This window comes from Prevotella sp. 10(H), assembly GCF_000711235.1.
GTDB lineage: Bacteria > Bacteroidota > Bacteroidia > Bacteroidales > Dysgonomonadaceae > Dysgonomonas.
On sequence record NZ_JOMI01000005.1, the window covers coordinates 61723 to 78515 of the forward strand.

7 protein-coding genes, 2 tRNA genes and 3 rRNA genes are annotated in these 16793 nt (G+C 40.7%); 2 read left to right on the plus strand and 10 right to left on the minus strand.

Going from position 1 to position 16793, the window contains the following annotated elements; translation table 11 throughout:
* The first annotated feature begins 36 nt into the window (after positions 1–36).
* A complete protein-coding gene (locus K348_RS0110990; protein WP_029905011.1) occupies positions 37–2436 on the plus strand; it encodes a family 20 glycosylhydrolase in 2400 nt (799 codons plus the stop codon).
* Between the two features lie 162 nt (positions 2437–2598).
* Positions 2599–5298 carry a cation-transporting P-type ATPase gene (locus K348_RS0110995; RefSeq protein WP_029905012.1) on the plus strand — a complete coding sequence of 900 codons (2700 nt, stop codon included), beginning with the start codon at positions 2599–2601 and terminating at the stop codon, positions 5296–5298.
* Positions 5299–5355: 57 nt separating this feature from the next.
* On the opposite strand, the gene K348_RS0111000 is transcribed toward K348_RS0110995, so the two are convergent.
* From K348_RS0111000 to K348_RS0111050, 10 genes are all read right to left on the minus strand, one after another.
* Positions 5356–6351, minus strand: coding sequence for a class II fructose-bisphosphate aldolase (locus K348_RS0111000; RefSeq protein ID WP_029905013.1), 996 nt, complete (start codon positions 6349–6351; stop codon positions 5356–5358).
* Between the two features lie 120 nt (positions 6352–6471).
* Positions 6472–7377, minus strand: a complete 906-nt coding sequence (locus tag K348_RS0111005) for a sugar phosphate nucleotidyltransferase (RefSeq protein ID WP_029905014.1) — start codon at positions 7375–7377, stop codon at positions 6472–6474.
* A 197-nt stretch (positions 7378–7574) separates the two neighbouring features.
* Positions 7575–7751, minus strand: a complete 177-nt coding sequence (locus K348_RS0111010; protein WP_029905015.1) for a histone H1 — start codon at positions 7749–7751, stop codon at positions 7575–7577.
* Positions 7752–8113: 362 nt separating this feature from the next.
* Positions 8114–8222 (minus strand): 5S ribosomal RNA (gene rrf, locus K348_RS0111020).
* Between the two features lie 202 nt (positions 8223–8424).
* Positions 8425–11316, minus strand: a 23S ribosomal RNA gene (locus K348_RS0111025).
* Between the two features lie 241 nt (positions 11317–11557).
* Positions 11558–11631 (minus strand) — tRNA-Ala (locus K348_RS0111030).
* Between the two features lie 55 nt (positions 11632–11686).
* Positions 11687–11760, minus strand: a tRNA-Ile gene (locus K348_RS0111035).
* A gap of 198 nt (positions 11761–11958) precedes the next feature.
* A 16S ribosomal RNA gene (locus K348_RS0111040) occupies positions 11959–13485 on the minus strand.
* Together the 16S, 23S and 5S rRNA genes with 2 tRNA genes alongside form the textbook arrangement of a ribosomal RNA operon.
* Positions 13486–13879: 394 nt before the next feature.
* Complete coding sequence (nth, locus tag K348_RS0111045; RefSeq protein ID WP_029905016.1) at positions 13880–14518, minus strand: endonuclease III; 639 nt, start codon at positions 14516–14518, stop codon at positions 13880–13882.
* An 82-nt stretch (positions 14519–14600) separates the two neighbouring features.
* A complete protein-coding gene (locus tag K348_RS0111050; RefSeq protein WP_029905017.1) occupies positions 14601–16709 on the minus strand; it encodes a peptidylprolyl isomerase in 2109 nt (702 codons plus the stop codon).
* Between the last annotated feature and the right edge of the window lie 84 nt (positions 16710–16793).

Consider the following 16793-nt stretch of genomic DNA (forward strand, 5'->3'; position numbering starts at 1 on the left):
AATAATAAGACCCTTAATAAATTAAATCACATACTAATGAAAAAACTAATATTCTTGTTCGCTCTTTCCACAACAATATTTCTAATATCGTGCGGAGAACCTGAAACAACAATTCAGAAACCTTATAATCAGGGTATAAACATCACTCCTATCCCTGTAGAACTTATCCAAAATGAAGATACGTTCAGGCTTTCGAAAAATATTGTATTTGTGAGTAACGATACTGAAGTAGCGAAAGTTGCTGAATATTTTGCTGCAAAAATAAAAGCTTCGACAGGTTTCAATTTGAAAGTTGTAAGTGATAAGCCAACATCAGACTATATCGATTTAAGCATCGTTGCTGACCTATCTGTCAACGATGAAGGTTATATGTTAGATATAACCAACCAACATATAGAAATACAGGCGAAGACTCCACAAGGATTGTTTTACGGCATGCAAACCGTAATGCAACTTTTACCTGCCGAAATAGAAAGTAAAAATACGGTAAAGAATATAGCATGGAATATCCCTGCTGTAACAATAAAAGACGAGCCACGTTTCAAATATCGCGGTATGCATCTTGATGTATGCCGCCATTTCTCTGACATTGATTTCCTAAAGAAGCAACTGGATGTATTAGCCATGTTCAAAATAAATACCTTCCATTGGCACCTGACGGATGATCAGGGATGGCGAATCGAGATAAAGAAATATCCCGAACTTATGCAAAAAGCTACTCTCAGAACCGAAGGTGAGGGAAATACTTACGGCCCGTTCCTCTATACTCAGGAACAAGTGAAAGAAGTGGTAGCTTATGCAAAAGAAAGGTTTATCGAAGTAATCCCTGAGATAGAACTTCCCGGGCACGTTGTAGCTGCCTTACACGCTTATCCTGAACTCTCCTGTACCGGAGAGCCGATTGAGGTGCGGAATGTATGGGGTGTAGCGACCGATGTATTTTGTGCAGGTAATGATTCTGTTTTTCAGTTTCTTGAAGATGTTATTGCCGAAGTAGTTCGGTTATTCGAAAGCGAATATTTCCATATAGGTGGGGATGAGTGTCCTAAACTGCGCTGGGAAAAATGCCCGAAATGTCAGGCGCGTATAAAAGAACTGGGGCTGAAAGCAGATAAAGAGCATAGTGCAGAAGAGAAACTTCAAAGCTATTTTGTACAACGTATGGAGAAAGTCGTACTGAAACATAACAAAAAGATGATCGGCTGGGATGAAATTCTCGAAGGAGGTCTGGCACCGTCTGCCACAGTAATGAGCTGGCAGGGAGAAGAAGGAGGTATTGCTGCCGCTAATATGGGACATGACGTGATTATGACACCGGGCGCATGGATGTATCTAGATAAATATCAGGGTGATCCGAAACTACTGCCTGTTACTATCGGTGGATACCTGACCCTCAAAAAAGTATACAATTACGAGCCGGTTCCTGATAAGATAGCTGAAGATAAGAAACATCATATACTGGGAGCACAGGTAAATATATGGAACGAATATAAATATACGGATGAAGACCGGGAACATGATATTTATCCGCGTGTCATCGCTTTATCTGAATTGACATGGTCACCTAAAGAAAAGAAAGACTATAACGATTTTGAACGCCGTATAGAAAACCAACGTGTTCGCCTGGATATGCATAATATAAATTACTATATCCCGATGCCGGAAGATAAAGGCCCGCATACTATCAGCTACTGGGGGGATTCTGTCAGTGCGCCTTTCTCCTGCAATTTTGTAGCCTTTACCGATCAGGCCACACTGGCATTTAAGACGACAGAACCTGCAAAAATGATATACACTACTGACGGCAGCGAACCGTCATTAGAGTCGGATGTCTACAACACGCCTTTGACTTTCAAGGAAAATACGACATTAAAAATACGGTCTGTATTATCATCTGATAAGATGAGTCCGGTACGCACAATTACGATAGAGAAGCAAAGCCTATCTCCTGCTGTAGAAAAAGAAAAAGATGCTAAGCCGGGACTTAAGGCTGAATATTATAAAGGATATACACTAACAGTGAAAGAACTGGAAGGGAAAACACCTACCGAAACAGAGCAAGTAGCAACTCCGCAGGCTTCGAAATACAGAGTACTGAATTATATGGAAGTATATCCTTACGATTTTTATTCTACAATATTAACCGGATATATCAATATACCGGAAGACGGTGTTTATTATTTCAGTACGGATTGTGAATTCTGGCTAGACAATAAACTTTTAATCTCGAATGAAAAAGATAATAACGGTACGGCCCGACGCTTTTCGCGCAGCGACAAATCGGCTGCTTTGGCTAAAGGTGCCCACCCTATCAAAATAGTAAGACTAGGTGCTACATTTGGTGGCTGGCCTACTCAATGGGATAATGTTACGCTTTCCATACGAAAAGCTGAAGATGTGAATTTTGCCCTTACAGATGCTTCTTATTTAAGATAAGGATAAGAATTTATATAGCTACTTAACTAAAAGCTTTCGGAAAATATCTCCGAAAGCTTTTTTTATTATTTATAGTTCAGACTAATTAAATGTTAAAATCTAAACTATGACTATTAATTTTTTGTTTGAAAAATATATGAATGTTAAAGCCACATATACAATATGATGACGAAAGAAAACAACTACAAAAACAAAAACTGGTACGCCATTGAATCCGAAGATATAGTAAAAGAACTGGAATCAGATATAAAAAAAGGACTTTCTGAGAAAACAGCCGGTGAAAGATTAGATGAATATGGTGAAAATGAACTTCCTGCTAAAAAGAAAATAAATCCTGTAATAAGTTTTTTAAGCCATTTCAATGATATTCTGATTTATGTGCTGTTTGTTGCAGCAATTATTTCAGCAATTTTAGGACACTACATAGACACCATAGTAATTGTAATAGTAGCAGTGATAAATGCTTTAATCGGGTTTATACAGGAGAACAAAGCCGAAAAAGCGCTTAATGACATAAAAGGGCTGCTATCTCCTAAAGCCGAAGTTGTGAGAGATGGAAACCGTAACGATATAGAAGCCTCTAAACTGACAATCGGAGATATAGTACTGCTAGACCCGGGAGATAAAGTTCCTGCCGATTTACGGCTTATTGAGACAAACAATCTCAAAATAGAAGAATCGCCATTGACCGGAGAATCTGTTCCATCGGAAAAAGAAACAGCCGCTCTGGATGAAAATACCATGCTGGGAGACAGGATAAACATGGCCTTTTCGAGTACCACAGTCAGTTCGGGAACAGGTAAAGGTATTGTAGTCGCCATCGGAGAAAATACGGAAATAGGAAAAATAAACCGGATGATGTCTGAGGTCAAACTGGAAAAGACGCCATTATTAAAACAGACCGCTCAGTTTGGTAAAACTATTTCATTTACCATTATAATTATTGCGGCATTGATATTCGCTTTCGGTTATTTCTTCCGGGATTACGAACCCAGTGTATTATTAATGTCCGTTATCGGCCTTGCTGTAGCAGCCATCCCCGAAGGTTTACCTGCCATTCTTTCAATCATACTAGCCATCGGTGTACAAAACATGGCCAAGCGGAAAGCGATTATACGTACTCTCCCATCGGTAGAGACATTAGGCGCTGTGTCTGTGATATGTTCCGATAAAACAGGAACACTTACCAAAAATGAAATGACCGTGCAGAATGTTTCTACCAGAGATAATGACTTCGAAGTTTCTGGAACGGGATATGCTCCCGAAGGAGAAATAACCTTGTCCGGTGAAAAAGTAGATTTCGATAATAACAGGGCTTTAACCAAACTGATTGACTGTTTCTATTACTGTAACGACGCCTCACTTGGAATGGATGAAAACGATCGCTGGATAGTAAAAGGTGATCCTACCGAAGGTGCGCTTATATCTTTGTATGATAAGGCAGATTTGAACGAACTTAATATACGCAGAATATCCACTATCCCTTTCGACTCTGAATATAAATATATGGCTATTCTGGCCGATACAGGTGAAAAGAAAATCATTTTTATAAAAGGTGCACCGGACAGATTACTGGACATGGCCTGTAAAGAACGGCTCGAATCGGGTACACAGGATTTTGACAGACAGTATTGGGAAGATAAAATATTGGAATTAGCCAAAAAAGGCCAGCGTGTTATGGGTGCAGCCTATAAAATAGTGGAGAAGGAAAAAGAAAAAATAACGCACGAAGATATTCAGGATGAAGTAGTATTTTTAGGATTGGCTGGCATTATAGACCCACCCCGCCCCGAAGCGATTGAAGCTATAAAGGCATGTAAAGAAGCTGGTATTACAGTGAAAATGATTACAGGTGACCATGCCGACACTGCTAAAGCTATCGGTAAAGAAATGGGAATAGATGACGGAGAAAAAGCGTTGCAAGGTAAAGATATTGAAAATGTAGACGATGAAGAACTTAAAAAATTAGTACTCGAATATAATATATTTGCACGCACAAGTCCCGAACATAAACTGAGGCTGGTTACGGCCTTGCAGGCAACTGATGTAATTTCTGCAATGACAGGTGACGGGGTCAATGATGCACCATCGTTACGAAAAGCAGATGTGGGTATTGCTATGGGTATAAAAGGAACAGATGTTACGAAAGATTCATCGGAGATGGTATTGGCAGATGATAATTTCAGTACAATCGTGGCTGCTGTAGAAGAAGGCCGCAGGGTATATGACAATCTGAAAAAGACAATATTATTTATTCTGCCTACCAACGGTGCGGAGAGTTTCCTCATTATTGCCAGTATACTTTTCGGTACTCTAATGCCACTTACCCCCGTACAGATTTTATGGGTAAATATGGTTACATCCGTTACCGTTTCTTTGGCTTTAGCTTTCGAAAAAGCAGAACCCGATGTAATGACACGCCGCCCGCGTTCGCCTAAAACACCGTTATTGAATGCATATTTTATATGGAGGATATTATTTGTTTCGGTTCTTATAGGAGGTAGCACACTATTGATGAATATGAATCTGTTGGCACAAGGAATAGAAGAAAATATAGTTATGACAATTACGTTACAGACAATTGTATTCACTCAAATGTTCCATCTGTTTAATAGCAGAAGTATCAGCAAGTTTGCAATCAATAAATATTTCTTTTCCAATAAAGTCGTATTTATTGTTTGCGCACTTATGATTATACTACAATTAGCAGTAACCTATATGCCATTTATGAATAATGCTTTAGGAACCCGTCCATTAGAATTACATTACTGGATATATCCATTAGTAATGGGTATTTCCATCTTCTTTATTGTCGAGATAGAAAAAGCTATAATGAATAAATTGGGATTAGCCCGATTATAAACAAAAAGGAGCAGATAAAAATATCTGCTCCTTTTTTAATATATAGAATAATTTCTATTAAGCTTTACCTGCGCTGCCAAGCACTTCTTCGATTTTATGCTTGTAAAGTTTCTTCGCATTTTCACGGGCAGGTCCAAGATATTTACGAGGATCGAATTCTGCCGGCTTGTTTGCAAATACTTCACGGATTGCAGCAGTCATAGCCAAACGGCTGTCAGAGTCAATATTAATCTTGCATACCGCTGATTTTGCAGCTCTGCGCAATTGCTCTTCCGGAATACCGATAGCATCTTTCAAAGCACCACCGTATTTATTAATAGTAGCAACTTCCTCCTGAGGAACAGAAGATGCACCATGAAGAACGATAGGGAATCCCGGAAGCTCTTTTTCTACAGCTTCAAGAATATCGAAACGCAATGGAGGAGGAACCAACATACCGTTAGCATCTCTTGTACATTGTTCAGGTGTAAATTTGTTAGCACCGTGAGAAGTACCGATAGAAATAGCTAATGAATCACAACCTGTTCTTGTAGCAAAATCTACCACTTCTTCAGGTTGAGTATATGTATGATGTTCTGCAGACACTTCATCTTCCACTCCGGCCAATACGCCAAGTTCACCTTCAACTGTTACATCGAACTGATGAGCATATTCTACAACTTTCTTTGTGAGGGCAATGTTTTCTTCGTATGCAAGGTGTGAACCGTCGATCATAACAGAAGAAAAACCTGAATCGATACAAGATTTACAAGTTTCGAAAGTATCACCATGGTCAAGATGCAGTACAATCTGAGGTTTTTCCCATCCAAGGCTTTTGGCATATGCAACAGCTCCCTGAGCCATATAACGCAACAAGATTGGATTTGCATATTCACGGGCACCTTTAGATACCTGAAGGATTACAGGAGATTTTGTTTCCGATGCAGCAGATACAATAGCCTGCAATTGCTCCATATTGTTGAAATTGAAAGCAGGGATAGCATAACCTCCTTCTACAGCTTTCGCAAACATTTCTCTGGTATTAACTAACCCTAAGTCTTTGTAATTAACCATTGTTTTTTGAGTTTTTGATTATAATTATTGTGAATAGAATAATATTATTAAGACGCTACAAAAGTAGCAAAATTATATGAGATTCAATTTCAAAAGAGATATAAAATAACCTAACTGATATCAATTCCAAAGCGGTGTAGGATATTCTCCTTTTTCTACCAGTTTCTGAAGTTTTTCAACTACTCCTGCCCTATCTTCAGCATATGTAACACCAAACCATTTAGAAGGTGTATCCAATACTTTAACATCAGCCGTTTTATTAACAATAAGATAGTCTACCATCAAAGGAATGAAATATTCTGCCTTATGATTTCCTTCATTAGCTTCGAGGAATTTCACAAAATATTTTTCCGAATGGGTAAAATAATCAGGAGTAAAGCCCCACATATTCATAGATACAGGAGTGTTTTCAGGAAGTTCAAACCAGTAGTCTTCTGCATCTTTATACTGGATTTTGCCATCTTTACGTTCAATATGAGTACGCTCCACTATACTTTTCAGGAAATCGTGATTATCTGTTTCACATACACCTCTTGCTACTGCACCGCTTTCTGACAATGTATTGTTTAGACGATATCCTACCATGCAGTAATGATTTTGTGTTCCTTCCATTTTATTTAATTGTTCTGCTAAAATGGCATAGCTTTCCCGGCCATAGAAATCATCCGCATTGATTACCGCAAAAGGCTCCCTTATTACATCTTTAGCCATCATAACCGCATGATTTGTGCCCCACGGTTTTTGCCTGTCAGGATGCAATTTAAATCCTTCCGGGAGGTTATCTAACTCTTGGTAAACCACTTCTACAGGAATATGTTTTTCATACTTAGATACGATTTTCTCGCGAAATTCTTTATCAAAGGATTCCCTGATAACAAATACTATTTTACCAAATCCGGCTCTGAGTGCATCATAAATAGAATAATCCATGATGGTTTCACCATTGGGACCTAAGCCGTCCATTTGTTTAAGGCTACCATAACGACTTCCCATACCGGCTGCAAGTACGTATAAAGTTGGTTTCATAATATAAATATTTTTAGTTAATTTTTGAAGACACAAAGATAAGATTTTATGACCTAAAACTGATAAAATTCTGTAATTATTGGAGTATTCTCTATTGATATTAAAGAATATTTATGAATATAATAACATATTATTATAAAGCAAAAGCGGGATAATCTGATAGTTATCCCGCCTCGATAGATTGATAATCAATCTACTTATTTCTTTGTAGCTTCAATGGATTTTTTGCGGAATTCTTTTAGTGCTTTTTCAATATCTAAAGATATCTTTCTTGCACGTGTTCCTGCAGCCTTATTTCCGTTTTCAATTTGAGCTGCAGCATCTTTAGCAAAGTCTGCAAAATCCTGATGTAATTTTTCTACTAGGTTCTTCATTTTTTTAATGTTTTAAATATTTGTATAAATTATTCCTTAGTCAAAACAATCAAAACTTATTAAAAGTTTAGATGTCAGCAAAGATTATTCAATCGTATTATAAGCATATTTAAAATGCGGTTTAAATTTACTTATAAAATGCGAAATGAGAATAACAAAATAGGTAAAAGTTAAATGTAGACTCACTTTTCTTTTGCCACATATTCTATCCCTTAATAATTATAGGTAATATTCCATCTATAATTTCTTGTTGGAGAATTTCATCTTTATATTGTTTGCTTATACTTATTATATTTAATATGTACTGTTGCATATAAAGCAAAAAGTCCCCTTATCTTAATGATAAGAGGACTTCTACTTTAAAACGGCGGCAACCTACTCTCCCGCTTTCACAGTACCATCGGCACGACCGGGCTTAACTTCTCTGTTCGGAATGGGAAGAGGTGGAACCCCGGTGTTATAACCACCTGAATAACTTTCAATTAATAATTACCAATGAACAATTAATAATTACTAATCGTGTATGTTAACACGATGTAAAAGAGCCAGTAAAGGTTCGACTATCATTTATCTATGTTCAAACCTGTGTTTTTTGTCTGATGCCAGTTATCTGTTAATTTCTCAGTGTTAACTGATAACTGTTAACTGATAACTGTTAACTGATAACTGACACCTTAGAAAGCGTCCGGGCAATTAGTACTACTCGGCTATGACATTGCTGCCTTTACACCTGTAGCCTATCTAGGTCGTAGTCTACAACCACCCTTAATGGATATCTTATCTTGAGGCCGGCTTCGTACTTAGATGCTTTCAGCACTTATCCGATCCGCACTTAGCTACCCGGCGATGCTCCTGGCGGAACAACCGGTGAACCAGGGGTGCGTCCAACACGGTCCTCTCGTACTAGTGTCAGATCCCCGCAAATATCCCGCGCCCACGATAGATAGAGACCGAACTGTCTCACGACGTTCTGAACCCAGCTCGCGTGCCACTTTAATGGGCGAACAGCCCAACCCTTGGGACCTGCTCCAGCCCCAGGATGTGACGAGCCGACATCGAGGTGCCAAACCATTCCGTCGATATGAGCTCTTGGGAATGATCAGCCTGTTATCCCCGGAGTACCTTTTATCCTTTGAGCGATGGCCATTCCATACTGAAACCACCGGATCACTATGCTCTAGTTTCCTACCTGTTCGGCTTGTGAGCCTCTCAGTCAAGCGTGCTTATACCATTACACTCTGCCGACGGTTACCAATCGTCGTGAGCACACCTTTAGAAGCCTCCGTTACTCTTTTGGAGGCGACCACCCCAGTCAAACTACCCACCATACACTGTTCCCGCAACTGCGGGTTAGACGTCAAACAATCAAAGGGCCGTATTTCAAGGGTGGCTCCACAAACACTGGCGTGCCTGCTTCACGGCCTCCGGCCTATCCTACACATCAAGTGCCCAACGTCAATGTAAAGCTATAGTAAAGGTTCACGGGGTCTTTTCGTCCCATCGCGGGTAATCGGCATCTTCACCGATACTACAATTTCACCGAGATCACAGTTGAGACAGTGAGAAGATCATTACACCATTCGTGCAGGTCGGAACTTACCCGACAAGGAATTTCGCTACCTTAGGACCGTTATAGTTACGGCCGCCGTTTACTGGGGCTTCAATTCAAAGCTTCTGACCCGAAAGCCATGACTTCTCCTCTTAACCTTCCAGCACCGGGCAGGTGTCAGACTGTATACTTCTTCTTTCAAATTTGCACAGCCATGTGTTTTTGTTAAACAGTTGCCTTCTCCTATTCTCTGCGGCCGACCTTTCAGCCGGCACCCTTTATCCCGAAGTTACAGGGTCATTTTGCCTAATTCCTTAACTGTGAATCGCTCGAGCGCCTTAGTATTTTCAACCCGACTACGTGTGTCCGTTTGTGGTACGGGTGCTAGACAGATTAGCGTTTAGCGGTTTTTCTAGGCAGTCTGTTTACCTGTATTATCTACGCTCCCGAAGGATTGTAGTACTATCAGTTTCAACTCTCCCGGCGGATTTGCCTACCGGAATCAACGTCTACTTCCTTTAACCAAGTAATCCGTCACTTGGCAACAGTGTCACTCCTGCGTCCCCACTTCACTCTGTATAACAGTACCGGAATATTAACCGGTTCGTCCATCGGCTTCGCCGTTCGGCTACACCTTAGGGCCCGACTTACCCTGATCCGATTAGCGTTGATCAGGAAACCTTAGTCTTTCGGCGAGGAGGTTTCTCACCTCCTTTATCGTTACTTATACCTACATTTGCTTTTCCACACGCTCCAGTAAAGCTTACGCTTTGCCTTCAAGGCGGAGTGGAATGCTCCCCTACCGATAATATTTTATCCCATAGCTTCGGTAACATGTTTATGCCCGATTATTATCCACGCACGACCACTCGACTAGTGAGCTGTTACGCACTCTTTAAATGAATGGCTGCTTCCAAGCCAACATCCTAGCTGTCTTGGTAGTCATACTTCGTTAATTCAACTGAACATGTATTTGGGGACCTTAGCTGATGGTCTGGGTTCTTTCCCTCTCGGACATGGACCTTAGCACCCATGCCCTCACTCCCGGTAATCACTTATGCCCATTCGGAGTTTATCTGGACTTGATAGGCGGCGAAGCCCTCGCATCCAATCAGTCGCTCTACCTGACATAAGTTATAAGCCGAGGCTGCACCTAAATGCATTTCGGGGAGTACGAGCTATCTCCAAGTTTGATTAGCCTTTCACCCCTACCCTCAGGTCATCCGAAAGCTTTTCAACGCTTACCGGTTCGGTCCTCCAGTTAGTGTTACCTAACCTTCAACCTGCCCAAGGGTAGATCACTTGGTTTCGCGTCTACTCCTACTGACTAAAATCGCCCTGTTAAGACTTGCTTTCGCTTCGGCTCGGAACTTCCTAGTTCTTAACCTTGCCAGTAAGAGTAACTCGTAGGTTCATTATGCAAAAGGCACGCCGTCACACTTACGTGCTCCGACCGCTTGTAGGCACATGGTTTCAGGGTCTGTTTCACTCCTCTGTTCGAGGTGCTTTTCACCTTTCCCTCACGGTACTGGTTCACTATCGGTCTCTCAGGAGTATTTAGCCTTACGGGATGGTCCCCGCAGATTCACACAGGATTTCTCGTGTCCCGCGCTACTCAGGATACTGCTAGGCTTACTGTCGGAGTCGTATACGGGATTGTCACCCTCTGTGATCGTTTTTTCCAAAACGTTCTACTTCCAACAGGTCGTGCCACGACGCAGTCCTACAACCCCAATAATGCCTAAACATTATTGGTTTGGGCTCTTCCCGGTTCGCTCGCCACTACTTCGGGAATCATTTTTATTTTCTTTTCCTCCGGGTACTTAGATGTTTCAGTTCCCCGGGTTAGCTCACTGATTAATCAGTGTAGTAACTTCTTCAGTTACTGGGTTGCCCCATTCGGAGATCCGGGGATCAAAAGTTATTTGCACTTCCCCCCAGCTTTTCGCAGCTTATCACGTCCTTCTTCGCCTCTGAGAGCCTAGGCATCCCCCATGTGCCCTTTCCTACTTTCTTTATTCTTTTTTCAAAACAGTTACAAGTTACAGGTTACAGGTTACAAGTACTGATACTTGTTAGCTGTTAACTGCAAGCTGTTAACTGGTTTGTGGGTTTGAGAAGATTATTTCTAATCTTTTCTTTACTTGCTCTTGTTTTACATCATGTCAAAGATCTTCTTTTTAGTTACAAGTTACGGGTTACAAGTTACGAGTGATAATACTCTTTATTCATAATCCTTAATTCATAATTAAATCTGTGGAGAATAACGGATTCGAACCGTTGACCCCCTGCGTGCAAGGCAGGTGCTCTAGCCAGCTGAGCTAATCCCCCGTTTGTCAATTAGCTAATTGGTACATTTGCTAATTGCGATGCTATCGCATCGCGGTAGTCCCAGGCAGATTTGAACTGCCGACCTCTACATTATCAGTGTAGCGCTCTAACCAACTGAGCTATAGGACTGGCTTTACTTTCTCCCTGAAACTGAGCTGTCAGCTTCCTGGTTTCTCTTGTCAGTTAGCAGTTAACAGTTAGCAGTCATCAGTAATTTTAAATACTGGTAACTTATAACTGGTAACTCGTAACTGAGTTATATTTTTATAACAACTTCGACAGAGTGCAATACTTTCTAAAGTATTACCTTTTCGGACAGGTCTCCAGAAAGGAGGTGTTCCAGCCGCACCTTCCGGTACGGCTACCTTGTTACGACTTAGCCCCAGTCACCGGTTTTACCCTAGGACGCTCCTTGCGGTTACGCACTTCAGATACCCCCAGCTTCCATGGCTTGACGGGCGGTGTGTACAAGGCCCGGGAACGTATTCACCGCGCCATGGCTGATGCGCGATTACTAGCGAATCCAGCTTCACGGAGTCGAGTTGCAGACTCCGATCCGAACTGGGAGTGGCTTTGGAGATTGGCATCCGGTCGCCCGGTAGCTGCCCTTTGTACCACCCATTGTAACACGTGTGTCGCCCCGGACGTAAGGGCCGTGCTGATTTGACGTCATCCACACCTTCCTCGCAGCTTACGCCGGCAGTCTTATTAGAGTCCTCAGCTTGACCTGTTAGTAACTAATAATGTGGGTTGCGCTCGTTATGGCACTTAAGCCGACACCTCACGGCACGAGCTGACGACAACCATGCAGCACCTACACAGAAGCCATTGCTGGCTAACAAATTTCTTCGTTATTCTTCTGCATTTCAAGCCCGGGTAAGGTTCCTCGCGTATCATCGAATTAAACCACATGTTCCTCCGCTTGTGCGGGCCCCCGTCAATTCCTTTGAGTTTCACCGTTGCCGGCGTACTCCCCAGGTGGATTACTTATCGCTTTCGCTTAGTCACATACGGTATATCGCATACAACTAGTAATCATCGTTTACGGCGTGGACTACCAGGGTATCTAATCCTGTTTGATCCCCACGCTTTCGTGCATGAGCGTCAGTTATGGCTTAGTAAGCTGCCTACGCAATCGGAGTTCCTCGTTATATCTAAGCATGTCACCGCTACACAACGAATTCCGCCTACTTCATCCACACTCAAGGCTACCAGTTTCAACGGCAGTGTTCAGGTTGAGCCTGAAAATTTCACCGCTGACTTAATAGCCCGCCTGCGCACCCTTTAAACCCAATAAATCCGGATAACGCTCGCATCCTCCGTATTACCGCGGCTGCTGGCACGGAGTTAGCCGATGCTTATTCATAGGGTACATGCAATAGCTTACGCGTAAGCCTTTTTATTCCCCTATAAAAGAAGTTTACAACCCATAAGGCAGTCTTCCTTCACGCGATTTGGCTGGTTCAGGCTCTCGCCCATTGACCAATATTCCTCACTGCTGCCTCCCGTAGGAGTCTGGTCCGTGTCTCAGTTCCAGTGTGGGGGATAAACCTCTCAGTTCCCCTATCCATCGTTGCTTTGGTGAGCCGTTACCTCACCAACTGGCTAATGGAACGCATGCCCATCTACAACCGATAAATCTTTAACAAATATCTCCATGCGGAGCCCCTGTTTTATGCGGTATTAGTCCGGATTTCTCCGGGTTATGCCCCTGTTGTAGGTAGGTTGCATACGCGTTACTCACCCGTGCGCCGGTCGCCACCAATGTATTGCTACACCGTGCTGCCCCTCGACTTGCATGTGTTAGGCCTATCGCTAGCGTTCATCCTGAGCCAGGATCAAACTCTTCTTTGTATATTCTTTCTTTTTATACCTTCTGATCCTGTCCTCTTTCATTAAACTTATATCCTAAATCTAATTGACGGTAATACCCTGATACTATCTCTAGTATCTTGTTGCTAATTATTAATTGTTAATTATTAATTAGCATTCCTGTACTACACTCTATCTCTTGTTGTCATTTTATCAAAGATCGCTTTCTCGCTCCAAAACTTTTTGATTAACTCATCTGTTATATCAAATATCTAAGCCTTTTTATCCCTTAAATCAGCCGCCGCTGAGTATCAAAGCGGGTGCAAAGATATGTATTTTATTTATCTATCTCCAAATATTTAGGGAAGAAAAAATACACTATTTTTCAACATTTCTACAATCAACTATCAAACAGTCATTTATAAATTGAAATATTTCAATCCTTTTTAGTAAAATATTTGCAGAAAGGTGTCAGTCCGCATTCTTCACATTTCGGTTTACGTGCAACGCAAACATAACGTCCATGCAAAATTAGCCAATGATGAGCCTTTGATAAATATTTTACAGGTATATATTTTATCAATTCTTTTTCTGTTTCTTTCGGATTTTTAGAATTATCAGTAAGTCCTATTCGGTTAGAAACCCGAAATACATGCGTATCAACAGGCATTGCTGGTTTATTGAATGCAACAATAAGCAGCACATTTGCCGTTTTACGTCCTACTCCTGGAATCGACTCCAATTCTTCTAAAGTATCCGGCACTTTACCTCCAAAATCATTAACCAACTTCTTAGCCATTCCAAGTAAGTTTTTCGCCTTGTTGTTTGGATAGGATACACTTTTTATATAATGATATATTGCGTCGGTTGTGGTGACAGCCATGACCTCCGGTGTAGGATAAGCCTCAAATAAAGGCGGTGTCACCATATTTACCCGTTTGTCTGTACATTGAGCCGATAAAATGACGGCGATTAATAAATGGAAAGGGTTATCGTAGTGCAATTCTGTTTCTGCTATCGGCATATTGTGTTCGAACCAGTTTATAACCCCTGAATAACGTTCTTTCTTTGTCATGTTTTTCTGCTAATTAAAAGTCCCCTATAGTTTAACTATAAGGGACCTTAAATATAATGATTATATTTCTATTTTGATAAATTTACCAGAATCTAACTCTGTTATCTTCTACTTTCATTTTATTCTTAAGTACAGCTACGGCCTGAGACATTAACTGATAGAAGCTAGATTGCTTCAGTGTTTGTTTTGTCTGCTCTTCGTTAAATTCTTTATTGTCCTCCGTTTTGCTTGTAACGTCCATTACGTACACTCCGGCTTTACCTTTTACAGGACCTTCGAGTTTATTTACCTGAGCTAATTTTGAATATACATTCATCATTGGCTCAAAGCCAACTCCTGATAAATTATTGGTCTGGAAAGTTACAAAATTTACAGTATCCACTTTTCCTCCCATTGCCTGCGCATATGCATCCAATGAAGATATATTCTTTGATTTCAGGTCTGCGATCATCTTTTCTGCTTTCTTATCATTCAGAAGTTCCTGTTTGAGAGCCGATGCAACTTCCGATACAGGCATATAATCTCCAGTAATTTCTTTTTTGACAATAGCAACAACACGTTTATCAGACATATCGAATTTCTTTACTGAACCTACCTTTTCATTGAATGCCCAATGGATAACCTGACGAGTTCCTGTTGCTTGTCCTAAAGCCATTTCTGACGGAGATATTACAGCATTAGACATTATCCCGTATCCTTTAGCTTGTGCTGCTTCATCGAAATTGTCAAGATTTCCATTTTCGCTTACAAACTGGTTCAGTTCATTATCGATTCCATTCTGTGTTTTATCGCTGATGATAACAGGCATTTCGATTACAGCCAGTTTAACCTTAGGCACCGGATTTGTTTTATCTGCGATACGTACCAATTGAGTCTGTCCGCTTATATTTAATTTCAGAACTTGCCCCTTAGCAGCAGCAAAGCATTCTTTTGCAATACCAGCGCTTGCCAACATCATTTCGTTTACCCAGCCAAGCTCACCACCGTTGGAACCCGGAAGAACTTCATCAGCAACAGTTCCAAAATCTTTTCCTCCTTTGATTACCGCCTGTAAGCTATCGGCTATGTGAGCAGATGTCTTAGCATCTAATCCCTGTGGCAATGGTATAATCTGTAACTTTATCGAATCGGCTGCATTTGTACGATCCATGAGTTTATACATTATGTATGACTGACCTTCTCTAACCGGACCATAAATATCATTTACGGATGCTGACTGAACAAAATTCTTAGCATCGGCAGGTAACCCTGATACAGCCATAAATGCATCTACATAATTAGAAGAATATTCACTTAAAACAGCAGCTGTATTATCGCTTGTTTTCAGTTTTTCATAAGCTTTATTCATTTCTTCTTCTATAGCTGCATAATCTTCGTCGCTAGGAATTACATCTTTTATAAAATATGATACTTTACGAAGTTCAGTATCGAGTTTATAGTTGTTCTTCCTAAGGTCATAAAGGTCTTTAATCTCTTTATCTGATACCTGAACTGTGGAATCAGTCATTGTAGTATATCTCTGAACAGCATATGCAATATTTGCTACATTTTTAGAATCTTCATATGCAGCTTTTGCTTCTGTATCACTTACCAAAACAGAACCTGCAACTAATGATGCATATTTTTCTTCCAGACGCTGGTATTTCATCATATTCTGAATGAAAGCCCAAATCTGTCTTCTTGCCATTATCTCAGATCTTGCCGGTTCTTGTAATGCGCCCGGATCCTGATTGATATCAGACAGGAACTGCATCAGATATGCTTTATCAAATTGTCTTGTTTCAGGATTTACGAAAAAAGGAATCTGGTATAAGATAGGCGCTACAGTATTTCCATAAACCATATCGTTCAGTTCTTCCGAAGTTACAGCCAAGCCCAGTTTATCAGCTTCTTCATCCAGCATTTTTTCCTTTACCATTTGCTGATAAGCCATTTCTCTGATTTGAGAAGTCGTAAATTCGTCAAGTGAATTTTGATTCGACATGATTTTCTGAAAGCTTTCCCATTCAGCTATTTTATCGGAATATTCTTTTGTTGTTACCACCGTTCCGTCTACAACAAATGCTTTGTCTCTCATTTTATTGATAAAGGTACCTACTTCACCCCATGGAAACACAAATGCCAACAGACCTACGGCAATGATACCTACGAGAAGGCCTGATTTGCTCCTAATTTTCTGTAATGCAGCCATTTAAATAAGTAATTATTTTTTATATTGTTTAGTTTAATTATCAAAAACATAGTTTTCAGCGTGCGAAGATAATAAATAGAGATT